Annotated in this window: 15 protein-coding genes; 9 read left to right on the top strand and 6 right to left on the bottom strand. The window is 72.2% G+C overall.

Annotated elements, in window-relative coordinates:
• A partial coding sequence (locus JWQ91_RS00515; RefSeq protein WP_297779365.1) for a hypothetical protein occupies positions 1–187 on the bottom strand: 187 nt, incomplete at its 3' end.
• A gap of 116 nt (positions 188–303) precedes the next feature.
• On the opposite strand from JWQ91_RS00515, the gene JWQ91_RS00520 reads away from it, so the two are divergent.
• Positions 304–447, top strand: coding sequence for a hypothetical protein (locus tag JWQ91_RS00520; RefSeq protein WP_297779367.1), 144 nt, complete (start codon positions 304–306; stop codon positions 445–447).
• 44 nt (positions 448–491) lie between these two features.
• On the opposite strand, the gene JWQ91_RS00525 is transcribed toward JWQ91_RS00520, so the two are convergent.
• On the bottom strand, positions 492–878 hold the full coding sequence (locus tag JWQ91_RS00525; protein ID WP_297779370.1) for an SHOCT domain-containing protein: 387 nt from the start codon (positions 876–878) through the stop codon (positions 492–494).
• 202 nt (positions 879–1,080) lie between these two features.
• Between JWQ91_RS00525 and JWQ91_RS00530 the strand changes: the two genes are divergently transcribed.
• A complete protein-coding gene (locus JWQ91_RS00530; RefSeq protein WP_297779373.1) occupies positions 1,081–1,560 on the top strand; it encodes a hypothetical protein in 480 nt (159 codons plus the stop codon).
• Here the strand turns inward: JWQ91_RS00530 and JWQ91_RS00535 are convergent.
• From JWQ91_RS00535 to JWQ91_RS00545, 3 genes are all read right to left on the bottom strand, one after another.
• Positions 1,508–2,872: a LuxR family transcriptional regulator gene (locus JWQ91_RS00535; protein ID WP_297779375.1), complete on the bottom strand. Its 1,365-nt coding sequence runs from the start codon at positions 2,870–2,872 to the stop codon at positions 1,508–1,510. The genes JWQ91_RS00530 and JWQ91_RS00535 overlap by 53 nt on opposite strands.
• Before the next feature lie 99 nt (positions 2,873–2,971).
• Positions 2,972–5,074, bottom strand: coding sequence for a LuxR C-terminal-related transcriptional regulator (locus JWQ91_RS00540; protein WP_297779378.1), 2,103 nt, complete (start codon positions 5,072–5,074; stop codon positions 2,972–2,974).
• A 331-nt stretch (positions 5,075–5,405) separates the two neighbouring features.
• Entirely contained in the window at positions 5,406–5,621 is a 216-nt protein-coding gene (locus tag JWQ91_RS00545; RefSeq protein WP_297779379.1) for a hypothetical protein, read from the bottom strand.
• Positions 5,622–5,759: 138 nt separating this feature from the next.
• On the opposite strand from JWQ91_RS00545, the gene JWQ91_RS00550 reads away from it, so the two are divergent.
• The 7 genes from JWQ91_RS00550 to JWQ91_RS00580 all read left to right on the top strand — a co-directional run bounded on the left by JWQ91_RS00550 (position 5,760) and on the right by JWQ91_RS00580 (position 11,936).
• Positions 5,760–6,374: a universal stress protein gene (locus JWQ91_RS00550; RefSeq protein ID WP_297779382.1), complete on the top strand. Its 615-nt coding sequence runs from the start codon at positions 5,760–5,762 to the stop codon at positions 6,372–6,374.
• A 25-nt stretch (positions 6,375–6,399) separates the two neighbouring features.
• Positions 6,400–7,410: an alcohol dehydrogenase AdhP gene (gene adhP / locus JWQ91_RS00555; protein ID WP_297779384.1), complete on the top strand. Its 1,011-nt coding sequence runs from the start codon at positions 6,400–6,402 to the stop codon at positions 7,408–7,410.
• Between the two features lies 1 nt (position 7,411).
• Entirely contained in the window at positions 7,412–7,891 is a 480-nt protein-coding gene (locus JWQ91_RS00560; RefSeq protein WP_297779386.1) for a universal stress protein, read from the top strand.
• Positions 7,892–8,034: 143 nt separating this feature from the next.
• Positions 8,035–8,859, top strand: a complete 825-nt coding sequence (locus JWQ91_RS00565; RefSeq protein ID WP_297779389.1) for a universal stress protein — start codon at positions 8,035–8,037, stop codon at positions 8,857–8,859.
• The gene (locus tag JWQ91_RS00570; RefSeq protein WP_297779392.1) at positions 8,856–9,734 is read left to right on the top strand and encodes a PRC-barrel domain-containing protein; all 879 of its coding nucleotides are present in this window, start codon (positions 8,856–8,858) and stop codon (positions 9,732–9,734) included. Before JWQ91_RS00565 ends, JWQ91_RS00570 begins: the two co-directional genes overlap by 4 nt.
• Positions 9,731–11,005, top strand: coding sequence for a divalent metal cation transporter (locus tag JWQ91_RS00575; RefSeq protein ID WP_297779395.1), 1,275 nt, complete (start codon positions 9,731–9,733; stop codon positions 11,003–11,005). Before JWQ91_RS00570 ends, JWQ91_RS00575 begins: the two co-directional genes overlap by 4 nt.
• Before the next feature lie 88 nt (positions 11,006–11,093).
• Positions 11,094–11,936 carry a universal stress protein gene (locus JWQ91_RS00580; RefSeq protein ID WP_297779396.1) on the top strand — a complete coding sequence of 281 codons (843 nt, stop codon included), beginning with the start codon at positions 11,094–11,096 and terminating at the stop codon, positions 11,934–11,936.
• Positions 11,937–11,939: 3 nt separating this feature from the next.
• Here the strand turns inward: JWQ91_RS00580 and JWQ91_RS00585 are convergent, their stop codons facing one another.
• Positions 11,940–12,647 carry a DUF4389 domain-containing protein gene (locus JWQ91_RS00585; protein WP_297779399.1) on the bottom strand — a complete coding sequence of 236 codons (708 nt, stop codon included), beginning with the start codon at positions 12,645–12,647 and terminating at the stop codon, positions 11,940–11,942.
• Between the last annotated feature and the right edge of the window lie 45 nt (positions 12,648–12,692).

Consider the following 12,692-nt stretch of genomic DNA (forward strand, 5'->3'; position numbering starts at 1 on the left):
ACTTCTCGGTCAGGAGGTCCTTGGCGTCCTGGCTGCCCGTCCCGGGCAGGGCGAGGTCGTTGCTCGTCTGCGCACCGACGGTCGACGCGGCGCCCACGACGGCGATCAGGACGGCGGCCCAGATGCCGACCACCACCAGGGCACGTCGTGCGCAGAACCCCCCGAGTCGTCGGAGCAGGTTCGCCATGCGCCCCGGTCTATCGGGCCCCGGAGGGGTCGTCCTCACCCCTCGCGGATGAGGACGCCTGTCACATTCCCGGACGACGATGGGACGGACCGGAACCCACCGTCGAGGAGCCACCCGTGCACAACATCGTCGTCGTGGCAGGAGCGGTGCTGCTGGTCATCGACTACGTCATCACGTTCCTCGCCCTCGATCGACGACGATGTCGCCGTCATCGGCTCGAGCACCATGGACATGCGCTCGTTCGCCCTCAACTCCAGTAGCGGCTGCCGGGCTCGGGCCCCGGCGCAGCACGGGGTGAGCGCCCTCAGGTCAGCACCTTGGTCTTGGCCTGTTCGTACTCGGTCGGCGAGATCGTCCCACGGTCACGCATCTCGGCCAGCTCCTTCAGCTGGCTGGACACGTTGGACCCGCCGGCCGCGTCCTGCACGTACGCCCGCATGTCGGCGTCACGCTCCTGACTTGCCTGCCGGTAGCGCTCGTTCATCGAGCCGCCGCGGACGATGAGGTAGCAGAGCGTCCCGAGCCACGGCAGCAGGACGATGAAGAGGGTCCACAGCGCCTTGACGCCACCGCTCAGCTCGTTGTCGCGGAACAGGTCGCCGAGGATGTGGATGAGAAGCGTGATCCACGCCAGCAGCAACGTGAACCAGAAGATCGAGACGAACAGGTCCCAGAAGCTGAAGTCTTCCATGAGTGAACTCTCCCTTGGCTTTCGTCACCGAGCTGGCTCTCGTGACGGGACGTGCCTCGCTCGTCCGAAGAACAGCCTGTCGGCTCCGGACGCCGGGGGGCTCACCCGTACGGGGTGAATCCCGGGCACCGGGCCGATCCCGCGACCGTGCTCACCCGCGGGGGGTGACGTGGCGTGGGCCCGCCCGCCGCACGGTGGGCGCATGGAACAGCGCACCTCGTCCCTCGGCGCGTCCGACGCGCTGTACGACGTCCTGCTCGCGAACCGGCCCCCGGAGGAGCTGCTCGAGCGCTTCACGGCCGTGTCGGTGTGGGCGACCCGGGCTCAGACGTCGCTGACCCGGCGGGGGAGCGGACCCCCGCAGCTGGACGCCCTCCTCGAGTCGCTGTGCTCGGTCGGCGCGCGGCTCCTCGAGGTCCATCGGGAGCCGACCGGGTGGGACGACCGGCCGACGTACGAGGTGCGGGTCGAGGGCGAGGTGGGGGAGCCGCTGCTGCGATGGCTCAACTGGTCCCACCGGGTGGTGCCGGGACAGACCCACGTACGGATCGTGGCCTCGGCCGACGAGCTGCACCACTTCCTGCAGGCCTGCACCGCGAGCGGTGCGGGCATCCAGCGCGTCCACCGGCTCAGCAGAGACCGAGCTGACGTCCCCGGCGCACGGCGTCGACCCGGCGATTGACGCAGAGCTTGCCGAAGATGCCCTTGAGGTGGGTCTTGACGGTGTTGGGCGACACGTAGAGGGCGGCGGCGATCTCGTCGGTCGAGTACATCTGGGCCAGGAGGTCCAGGACCTGTGCCTCCCGCTCGGTCAGGTGCGCGCCGACGACCGGGTCCGACGGGTCCGGGGGGCCGATGGGGGGTCCGTGGCCGGTGCTGGCCGACCTGACGTCGCGAAGGCTCGCCAGGAAGTCCCGGTGCGTGCGTCTCAGTCCCGGGTGGCGGTCCACCAGAGGCCGCACCCAGTGCCACTCGTGGCGCACGGGCGTCCGCAGGCCCTCCCACTCGGCCGCGCGCAGCGCCCGATCGACCAGGCTCCGTCCGCGGCCCGTGCTGCCGCGGTCCTCGGCGATGCGTGCCTCGAGCAGCCAGGCCCGGATCTGCAGAGCGAGGGGGGCGCCGTCGAGGGCCTCCGTGACCTGGCGCACCGCGGCGTCGGCCCCGCGGACGTCGCCGATCGTGAGTCGCGCCGCCGCGGTCGTCACGCCCGCCTCCACGGCCGCGCCGGCCGGCAGGGCGGTGAGGGTGCTCAGTGCCCGGTGGGCCTCGCCCGCCGAGAGCATGGCGTCGGCCTTGGCGGCCATCAGCACGCTCGTGGCCCAGCTCGTTCGGGCGAACCCCGCACCGTCCGTCGTGAGCAGCCGGACGGCCGCGTCGGGGCGACGAGCCTCGACGAGCAGGCGGGCCCGCAGGAGGAGCGCGGCGGTCGCGGGCCAGGGCTCGGGGTCGGGGTCCGGGTCTCCGGCGAGCAGCATCTCGCGGTCCAGGAGGTCCGCCCCCCGCACCACCTCGGCACGCTCGAGCCGGATCCAGTCGCGTGCCACGCGAACGGGGGAGCCGTCGCGGCCGTCGGTGACCCCTCGGGCCCCGGCGGCGAGTCCGGCATGGACCTCGGCGCGTCGGAGGTCGCCCTGGACGGCCTCCACCAGTGCCAGCTGCTCGAGGCAGGTCTGTCGCTGCGGCACCGCGGATGCCGCGCGGGCGCCCTGATGGAACGAGCGGGCCGCTTCCGGCAGATGTCCCATCGACGCCTGCAGCAGCCCCACGCGAGCCGCCAACGCCGCAGAACGGATCGGCAACGGTCGCGGTGTGGCCATCGCGCCCGAGGCCCGGACGGCTCCCATTGCTCCGGTCGAGTGCACGACCTCCGCGCGGCCGAGACTGCCGTCAGCCCGGATCTCGAGCACGGCCCAGTCCCGCCCGGGGTCGTGACGGTCCTGCGTGGGGTCGAGGCTCGCCCGGTCGAGGTCGACCGGAACCGGGGGGATGCTCATCGAGAAGTCCTGACGGCGCGGGGCGGATACTCCATTGACGTCCTGGGGGAGGTGAGGCCGCCTCACCTTCCCCGCGATCTCACCCGGGTGAGATCGTCGTCAGATCAGGCCCTGCTGTCGTCCCGCCACCACGGCCTCCTCCCGGGCGTGTACCCCGAGCTTGCGGTAGATCGCCCGGGCGTGGGTCTTGACGGTGTTGGCGGACAGGTAGAGCTCGTCGGAGATCTCCTGGAGGCTCATCGACCCCTGCAGGATCCGCAAGACGTCGAGCTCCCGGTCGGTCAGGTCCTGTCCCGCGCCGACGTCGTCGGGCTCGTGGAGGAGGCGCCGGATGTCGACCACCCGCGCGTCGACGGCCCCGAGCCCGTCGGTGAACCTGGCCAGCTGCGAGTCCAGCTCGTCCAGCAGTCGACGAGCCAGCTCGGTGTGTCCGGCTTCGGCGGCGACCCGGGCGTGGACGACCAGGTGGTGGACCATGCCCCACGGCCCGTGCGCGGGGCTCTCGCGACGAAGGGAGAGCCCCTTGGCGAGGACGGCCAGTGCCTGCTCGACGTCGCCGGCAACAGCGAGTGCTCGTCCTCGCGCCGTGAAGGCCAGCGAGGCCTGGGGCACCCCCCGCAGCCCGTGCGACTCCAGCAGCGCCATGGCGGCGTCGGCACGTTCGCCGGCCCGTGTGGTCTCGCCCAGCTCGTCCTGGACCAACGACTCGATCGCGAGCGCCAGCACCTGGATGATGACGGGTGCCCGATCGTTGCGCCAGGCGTTGACGAGCGGCGTCAGAGCGCGTTCGAGGTCGCCCTGCACATAGGCCGCATGTCCCATCGCGGCGTTCGCGACGGCATAGAACGGTGAGTAGCGGTCGGTCTCCAGCGCCACGGCGCGCTCGGCCCCGCGCATCATGTCGTCCGGTCCGTCGTAGCCGAAGAGCGCAGCGATCATCGCGGTCGCGGACTCGACCGATCTCGACCCGTCCGGCAACGGACCATGCTCCCGGACGGCCTCCAACGACACGAGCGCGGCGTGGAGCGCCGCCTCGTCGCCCACGAGGGCGGCCAGCCACGCGGCGGTCATGGACGCCGCCGGGCCGGAGGCCTCGTTGAGCGGGCCGATGGCGTCGAGCCAGGCGAGGACCGTGGCGATGCGGCCGGCGTCGACGTAGTGCAACCAGTGCACCTCCACCAGCAGGGACGCGGTCTCGGTGTCGCCGGCGGCGATCGAGTGCCGGACGGCCTCGTCGACGTTGCCCCGGCGGCTGAACCACTCGGCAGCGCGGGCCTGCAGGACACGCGCCTCTCCGGGGCGCCGGAGGTCGAGCTCGGTGCGGGCGACGGCCGAGAAGAGGCGATGGAACCGGTACCAGTGCCGGGCGTCGTCCAGGGGGACGAGGAACAGGTTGGTGCGCTCGAGCTCGCGCAGGATCGCCCCCGACCGGGTCGAGCCGGTGACGTGGTCGCACAGTCCGGCCGAGAAGCGATCGAGCACCGACACGCTCTCGATGAACGTGCGCAGCTCGTCGGAGTGCCGGGCGAGGACCTCCTCGACGAGGTAGTCGCCGATGAACCGGTTGCCGCCACTGAAGTCCCGCACGAAGGCATCCGGGTCGTCGCGACCGGCCAGGGACAGTCCGGCCAGGTAGAGCCCCGCGGGCCATCCCTCGGTGCGCCCCATCAGCCGGCGGGTCGAGTCCTCGTCGAGCATCGCGCCCTCGCGGGCCAGCACCGTCTCGGCCTCGTCGCACGTGAACGCCAGGTCGTCGGCCCGGATCTCCAGCAGGTCGCCGGAGGCGCGCAGGCGGCCCAGACGGAGCCCGGGATCGGCTCGCGTCAGGATCACGAGGTGCGCCCGCGGCGGGAGGTGCTCGACGAGGTGCTCGACCTGGGCATGACCCTCGGCTCCGGTGATGACGTGGAAGTCGTCCAGCACCACCACGATGTCCTCGTCGGTGACGGCCAGCGAGTCCACGATCGCGGAGAGCGTGGGCCCCGGTGCGGCGGTGTCGTCGATCATGCCTGGGGTGGTCAGCTCGGTTCCCGGCCCGCTGTCGGCCCGCTCGAGCGCCGCCGCGACATGGGCCCTCAGTCGGCGAGGGTCGTTCTCGTCGGGGTCCAGCGACAGCCAGGCCGCTCGAGGACGCGTCTCCTCGAGCCACTGCGCCGTCAGGATCGTCTTGCCGTAGCCCACGGGCGCAGCGATGAGGGTCACCGGATGATCGCGCACAGCACGCATGCGGCTGATGAGTCGCTCACGTCGCATCCAGTCGTCGCGGCTGGGCGGCCGGTGCAGCTTGGCCTCGAGGAAGGAGCCGCGGGATGCCCGGCTCTGCGCTCGATCGACCGATCGTGCCGCTTCGCCATCCCTCATGTGCTTCACGCACCTCCGACCGCCGGGGCTGGCCCGGTGGTGCCGGACCCGCCGTTGCGCTCGACCGTGTCATGACATCTGCGGGAACGTCCACGACATCGTGGGCGCTCCTGCCACCTGGGCCTGTCCCGTCCTGGGACACCACCATGCTAGCTCCGGAAGCCCGGCGGAGTCACGAGTCGGCATCCGGATCCTTGCGGACGTCGACCAGCGGGAACCCCTCACGCCGCAGGGCGGCCAGTAACCCGTGCAGCTCGGCCTCGTCGGCCAGCTCGGCGCGGATCAGGCTCCCCATGACGTCCATCGTGACGGTGACTCCGGGGAAGTCCTCGAGGAGGCGGGTCGGCACCGCCCCGACGGCACGGATCTCGTAGGCGGCCCTCGCCATGGGCACCCCCCTTCATCGACAGGCGCGCTGATCGCCACCATGCGTCACGAACGGGACTCGGCGAGTCACCCTTCGCGGGTGACGTTCGCAGGACCTTGGACCATTCCGACCGTCGCGGCTCCCTCCTAGCCTCCGTGCATGACGATTCGACGAGAGATCACGGCCCACGGCGGGATGCTCGTCGGTCACGACGGCTCCGAGGTGGCCGACCGCGCGCTCCGCACCGCGGTCAGGAGCGCCGCAGCGCTCCATTCCCGGGTGACGGTCGTCCGGGCCTGGGACGTGTTCAGCGCCCCCCGGCCCGACACCTGGCGGGCCGGGTTCGTCCCGCCGATGGAGGATTTCGAGGCCTCCGCGCTGCGGGCGCTCGACGAGGACGTCGAGCCGGTCCGCGCGTCCCACCCCGACGTGGAGATCGAGACTCAGGTCGTCCACGGATATGCCGCCGAGAACCTCATCGCGGCCTCCGAGCACGTCGACCTCGTCGTGGTGGGCAGCCGCGGCCACGGCGGCTTCGCCGGCCTGCTGCTGGGATCGGTCAGCGAGCAGGTGGTTCGTCATGCGGGCTGTCCCGTCCTGGTCGATCGTGGCCGTGGGGACATCGTGACGACGCCGGACGAGCACCGGGCCATGGAGCTGGCCCTGCTGAGCGAGCTCGGCCTCGGCGACCCGAACCCTGCGCCCCAGGACGATGGTCCCGCGAGCGGGGGCGCTGGACCCTATCTGCACGACGGGCCGCCGGGTGAGCGTTGAGGGACCGCCGATGCGAGGAGCAGCCATGAAAGCCGCCGTCATCCACCACCTGGGCCAACCGTTCACCCTGGAGGACCGACCTGTGCCGCAGCCCTCCGCCGACCAGGTGCTGGTCCGGATGGAGGCCTCCGGGTTGTGCCACACCGACATCCATGCGGCCCGAGGGGACTGGCCGGTGCAGCCGACGCCCCCGTTCGTGCCGGGCCACGAGGGGGTCGGCATCATCGAACGGGTCGGGGACCACGTCACGACCCACCGGGTCGGCGATCGAGTCGCGATCGCCTGGCTGGGCCGGGCCTGTGGCGACTGCCGATACTGCCTCGACGGGCGCGAGGCCCTGTGCGAGCACCAGGTCAACAGCGGGTACTCGATCGACGGGGCCCTCGCGGAGTACGCCGTCACCGACGGCCGTTATGCCGTCACCGTGCCGGCCGGCATCGAGCCGTTCGAGGCGGCACCGCTGACCTGCGCCGGCGTGACGTCCTACAAGTCCGTCAAGGTCGCCCACGTGCAGCCCGGTGAGCTCGTCGCGGTGTTCGGCATCGGCGGGCTCGGGCACCTCGCGGTGCAGTACGCCCGCCTCGTGGGAGCGCGCGTGGTCGCGATCGACGTCGACGACGACAAGCTCGAGCTCGCGATGTCCCTCGGCGCCGACCACGTCGTCAACGCGAGCACGACCGACCCCGTCCGGGCCGTCACGGAGCTGGGCGGCGCGGACGTCGCCCTCGCGTACGCCGTCGCGGTCGCATCGTTCGAGCAGGCCTTCGGATCCCTCAACCGAGGTGGTCGGCTGGTGTGCGTCGCGCTCCCCGCGGACGGCGTCATGGCGATCCCGATCTTCGACACCGTGCTCAAGGGGATCGAGATCATCGGGTCGATCGTCGGCACCCGCCAGGACCTCCGGGAGGTGTTGGACCTGCACGCGCGCGGACGGACCCGCGTCGTCGCGGAGCCACGCAAGCTGGACCAGGTCAACCTCGCGGTCGCCGAGCTCCTGCGCGGCGATGTCCCCGCCCGACTGGTCTTCGAGTTCTGACATGGCCGCCGACGAAGACCCCCAGGACGTCGTGACCGTCCCGTTGCTGCCGTTCACCGGAGCCCACGACGCCGTCCGCTTCGCCGGCGCGCTGGCCAAGGACCGGGGGTACGCCGTGCGTCTCGTCGCGACGCACCCCCAGATCCGTCCGCGCCGCCCCGACGCCCTCGTCAGGCACGCCGTCCTGCGCACCAGGGCCGTGATCGACCTCGAGGCGGCGGCCGACCTCGTGCACGAGATCGCGGGTCCGTACGTCAGCCTGGAGCTGGTGCTCGTCCGCGGATCCTTGGCTGCGTGCCTGGAGGCGGAGGCCGACGGGTCGAGCCTGATCGCGATCCAGGACACCGACGATCGCCGCCGCCGGGGGGCCCAGCCCTTCGAGCGGATGCTCCAACGAGTGCCGTGCCCCGTCGTCCGCGTCTGCGCCGACACCTCCCACCGGTCGGACGGGTCGACGCCCCGCCTGCGCGTCTCGTCATGACCACCCGGGAGCGCCATCGGGTGCCCGTGGTCGTGGTCGCGACCACACCCGGGACCGGATCGCTCCCACGCCGTGCCGGCCCTGGGACTGCTGGCGTGGGGCATGCGTCACGATCCGGCCGTGGCTCGAGGCGATGAGGGGCCGTGACCAGACCGGTCGTGGTCGGGGTCGCCGGGCGGGACGACGCACCGCTGCGGTTCGCGATCGACGAGGCCAGGCGGCGCGGGGCGCCCCTGCGCGTCCTGCACTGCGCCGCGATGCCGTTCGAGCAGATGGAGATGTACGTCAGTGAGCTGAGCTGTCGCGAGATGCTGGCCGCGGGCCAGCGCGTCCTCGACGAGGCCGCGGGTCTCGTGCGGGAGGAGGCCCCCGACGTGCCCACCGAGTACGAGCTCTCGACCCGCACACCGGTCGACCTGCTCGTCGAGGAGGGCGCGACGGCGCAGCTGCTCGTGATCGGGATCGAGGACATCCCGTGGTGCGACCGGGTGCTCGGTGGCGCGGTGGCGGGCCATCTGGCCCGTCTGGCCCCGTGCCCGATGGTCGCGGTACCGCAGGTGCGCGACGACCGTTCGCGGCACGAGGGAGTGGTCGTCGCGCTCGACTGCACCCGCGCCTCGGACCAGCTGCTGCGGCTCGCCTTCGACCTGGCCAGGCATCGGCGGTGCCCCGCGCACGCCCTCACGGTCATCCCGGAGGGCTCGACCCCCGACGACATCGACGACACCCGGGTCGTCCTGGGCGAGGTGCTTGCCGGGTGGCGGGAGGCCTATCCCGAGGTCCGGGTCCAGCAGCACGTCGTCGTCGGGGCTCCCGACGAGGTGTGCCGGACCGCGACCCAGGGTGCCGAGCTGGTGCTGGTGGGGCGTTCGCGGCACCACGGCTTCCGCCGCCCCCTCGCCGTCAGCGTCCTGCGGCACGTGGCGTGCCCGGTCGGTGTCGTCCCCTTGGACGAGCGCCGTGCATGACGCGGCCTGAGCCGTCCGGCACCGTGGTGCTGCTGCTGAGCCGGGTCGTCGGCCTCCCGGTGCTCAGCAGCGACGGGACCCGGGTGGGCCGGGTCGTCGACCTGACCGTGCAGCTCCCGGCGGCGACCCCGGTGGTGCACCACGTCGCCGTCGGGGATCACGGCGGGGCGCGCCACCTCGTGCCGTGGAGCGTCGTGGGTCGGGCGACGGACAGGGATCTCCGGCTGGCCATCGCCGGGCCGGAGGTCGCGGCGCACGAGCTACCCGGCAGCGCCCACCTCCCGGACGTCGTTGCCGACCACGAGCTGCTGCTGGGACGTGACGTCCTGGACTCCCAGGTCGTCGACCTGACCGGACGACGGTTGACCCGGGTCTCGGAGGTGCTCCTGGCTCCCCGCGGCGACGGGGGGCTCGAGGTGCTGGGCCTGGACCTGGGGCTCGGCGCCCTGCTCGCCCGGGTGGGACTCGGCATCCTCGGTCGGCGGATGGACGAGGTCGTCGTCCGGTGGAGCGACGTCTATGTGGCCTCGTCACGCGGTCACCAGGTCCAGATGTCGGTCCCTGCGGATCATCTGCGACGCCTCGACCCCGGCGACCTCGCCGAGATCGTGGCGCGCCTGCGGACCGAGCACGCGACCGACGTGCTCCGGGCGGTCGCCCCGGCGCACGCCGCGACCGCGCTGGCCGCGAGCCACGACCAGCTCCGTCACCGCCTGCTCCGGTCCCTGCCGTCCGCCGACGCCGCGGCCGTCGTCGAGGCCGGGCCTGAGTGGCTGGCGCGTGATCTTGCGCGGCCGGTGCCGGCCCTGCGGCGGCGCCGGTTCCGGCGGACGTCCGGCTGGCGCGCCCACCGGCCGGGAGCGGGGGAGCCGTGAGCGAGCTGGCGGATCGTCCCCCGCGCGCCCGGAGCGATCGCGGCCGGTGGCGGATCCGGCTCATGGCCCTGGCCGCCGTCATCGGTCCGGGTCTCCTGGCCGGGCTCTCGGACGACGACCCCGCGGGCATCACGACGTACTCCGTGGTGGGCACCGACTACGGCTACCGGCTGTCGTGGGTGCTGCTGCTCGCGACATTCGTGCTGATCCTGTTCCACTCGCTCGCCGTCCGCATGGGGGTCGTGACCGGGCAGGGCGTGATCGGCCTGGTCCGTGACCGCCACGGACCGCGGGTCGGCGCGCTCACCCTGCTGGTGCTGGTGGTGGCCAACCTCGGCACGACCTGCGCGGAGCTCGCGGGCGTCGCGGCCGGCTTCGAGCTGTTCGGGGTCGACCGCCGGGTCTCCGTGCCCCTCGCGGCGGTGGCGGTGTCGCTGCTCGTCCTGAGGGGTGCCTTCCACCGGGTCGAGCACGTCCTGATGGGTCTCGCGGCCGCCTTCGTCTGCTACATCGTGGCGGGGCTCGAGGCCGGCCCCGACTGGGGGCTCGCGGCCCACGGACTGGTGACCCCGTCGATGCCGATGACCCAGCACGCGGCGGTCCTGGTCAGCGCCACGGTCGGGACGACGCTGGCACCGTGGGGCCTGAGCTTCATCCAGTCGTACGCCGTCGACAAGCGGCTGACCCCGGCCGACCTGCGCTACGAGCGCATCGATGTCGTCCTCGGCTCGGTGCTGACCGGCGTGATCGGCCTGTTCGTCATCGTGACGTGCGCCGCGACGCTGCACGTCAGGGGCACGTCGATCGAGTCCGCCGCGGACGCCGCCTCGGCACTCGAGCCCCTGGCGGGAGGGCAGGCCCGGCTCCTGTTCGCGGTCGGGCTCGTCGGCGCCGCGGTGCTGGCGGCCGCGATCCTGCCGCTGTCCACGGCGTACTCGGTGTGCGAGTTCACGGGCCACGAGGGCGCCCTGGACGACGGGATGCGTCGCGCCCCCGTGTTCTACGGCACCTATCTCGTCGTGATGGGGCTCGCCGCCGGCCTGGTGCTGCTGCCGGGCGTCTCGCTGATCCCGGTCCTGGTCCTGACGCAGGTCCTCAACGTGGTCCTGCTCCTGCCGTTGATGATCATCATGTGCGGGCTCGGCCGGGATCCCGACGTGATGGCCGAGCACGTCATCACGGCGTCGTGGTGGCCCGTGCACGTCGCAGCGATCCTCCTGGTCGCCCTGTGCGTCGGCGCGCTCGGCCTGCTGTCCGTCCCGGTCCCATGACGGGACCTCGGTCCTCCCGCGAGGGGTCGTCGGGCCGGTGCATGCGCGGATCACCGGGCGCACGATGGACGCCACCGAAGGAGTCCGCATGAGCCATGACGAGTCCCGCCCTGTCGTGGTCGGCGTGGCCGGGCGTCACGTCGTGGTCCTGCAGTACGCCCGGCAGGAGGCCGAGCGCGCCGGCTGCGCCATCACGCTGGTGCACGCCTACACCGTCCCGCCGTCGGCGATGGGCAACCTCTACGGGCTCGACGTCCCCGAGGCGTACAAGGCCGGAGGCCACGAGGTGCTGACCGAGGCTCGCCACGAGCTGACCGCGATGGCCACGACGAGCCCCGTGCACAGCGTGCTCGTCAGGGGTTTCGCGCCCGCGGTCCTGGAGTCGGAGTCGCGCAAGGCCCGACTGATGGTGATCGGGCCCGACGAGTCCAAGCCGTGGGTCGCCCGGATCCTGGAGGGGCGGGTCGCCCGGCACCTGGTGGACCACGCCGAGTGCCCGGTCGCCGTCGTCTCCGACACGTGGGAGCCGTCGCGCGACGCGTCACCCGTCGTCGTCATCATCGACGACGAGCCCCTGGCCCAGGGCGCGCTGGCGTTCGCGTTCGGGACGGCCGAGCTCCGCCACGTCGAGCTCAGGATCCTGCACGTCGCCGCCAAGATGCAGGACGAGCCCGACGGCGAGTGGTCCTCGATGAAGTGGATCGTCGATACCTGGCAGGAACGGTTCCCCGACGTCCGGGAGTCCAGCCACATCGTGACGAGGGACGTGCATGCGGAGGCCGTCAGCGCCGGCAACGGTGCCGGCCTGCTCGTCGTGGGCAGGAGCCGCTGCCACGGGGCGGGCAGCCTGCTGGGGGACTCGCTGGCGCGGGACATCATCTCGGTGTCCGACTGCCCCGTCGTGGTCGTCCCGTCGGCGTCTGCGCGGTGAGCGCTACCGGACGTCGCCGGGCGTGCGGGCGGGAGGCGCCTCCGTCCCGCCCTGGTCGAGCCGGAACGGCGGGTACTGGTCCGTCATGAGCGCCGCGTAGGCCAGGACGCGCATGACCCAGCGCTGCAGACCGACGATCAGGTCGAACAACGTGCGTGGATAGCGGCCGGTGAACAGGAGGGCCACCACGGCGATCAGCACCAGCACCGTGATCAGGCCGGCACTGAACTGCGCGCCGTATCGGTCGTGCGAGCCGGTGACACCACCACCCGCCACGAGCACGCCGACGACCAGGTAGTGCGGGATGGCCAGCAGCCACCACTTGACCAGCACGAGCCCGCGCGAGAGCTCGCCGGGGTGCTCGACCTCGAGGTGGGCGGGATAGTCCGGGACGTCGGCCAGGGTGAACGGCGGGTAGCGGTCGGTGGACAGGACCCCGTGCGCATACACCGAGACACGCCAGGACCACCGCATCACCCCGACGTTGAAGTCGAAGAGTCCCTTCGGGTAGCGACCCGTGAACAGGATCGCGAAGAAAGCCGCGACGCTCACGAGGAAGAAGGCGATCCACAGGAAGATCAGGATGATGAAGTGCGGGATCGCGAGGAGCCACTTGACCAGCCACATCCATCGGCTGAGTCCGGGGTCGAGGGACGCATCGACACGCAACGGGTACGGCCGGAGCGGGGCGGAGCCATCGGTTTGTGTCATGCCGTCACGGTCGCGCTCGGGGGCACGGCGTCACAGATGCGATGG

The organism is Aeromicrobium sp., assembly GCF_025965075.1.
Classification (GTDB): Bacteria; Actinomycetota; Actinomycetes; order Propionibacteriales; family Nocardioidaceae; genus Aeromicrobium.

Excerpts from the sequence above, each read along its gene's own strand:
- JWQ91_RS00570 (WP_297779392.1), top strand. The coding sequence starts at position 8,856 with ATGACGCGGCCTGAGCCGTCCGGCACCGTGGTGCTGCTGCTGAGCCGG.
- JWQ91_RS00580 (WP_297779396.1), top strand. The coding sequence starts at position 11,094 with ATGAGCCATGACGAGTCCCGCCCTGTCGTGGTCGGCGTGGCCGGGCGT.
- JWQ91_RS00530 (WP_297779373.1), top strand. The coding sequence starts at position 1,081 with ATGGAACAGCGCACCTCGTCCCTCGGCGCGTCCGACGCGCTGTACGAC.
- JWQ91_RS00585 (WP_297779399.1), bottom strand. The coding sequence starts at position 12,647 with ATGACACAAACCGATGGCTCCGCCCCGCTCCGGCCGTACCCGTTGCGT.
- JWQ91_RS00550 (WP_297779382.1), top strand. The coding sequence starts at position 5,760 with ATGACGATTCGACGAGAGATCACGGCCCACGGCGGGATGCTCGTCGGT.
- JWQ91_RS00545 (WP_297779379.1), bottom strand. The coding sequence starts at position 5,621 with ATGGCGAGGGCCGCCTACGAGATCCGTGCCGTCGGGGCGGTGCCGACC.
- JWQ91_RS00535 (WP_297779375.1), bottom strand. The coding sequence starts at position 2,872 with ATGAGCATCCCCCCGGTTCCGGTCGACCTCGACCGGGCGAGCCTCGAC.
- adhP (WP_297779384.1), top strand. The coding sequence starts at position 6,400 with ATGAAAGCCGCCGTCATCCACCACCTGGGCCAACCGTTCACCCTGGAG.
- JWQ91_RS00560 (WP_297779386.1), top strand. The coding sequence starts at position 7,412 with ATGGCCGCCGACGAAGACCCCCAGGACGTCGTGACCGTCCCGTTGCTG.
- JWQ91_RS00525 (WP_297779370.1), bottom strand. The coding sequence starts at position 878 with ATGGAAGACTTCAGCTTCTGGGACCTGTTCGTCTCGATCTTCTGGTTC.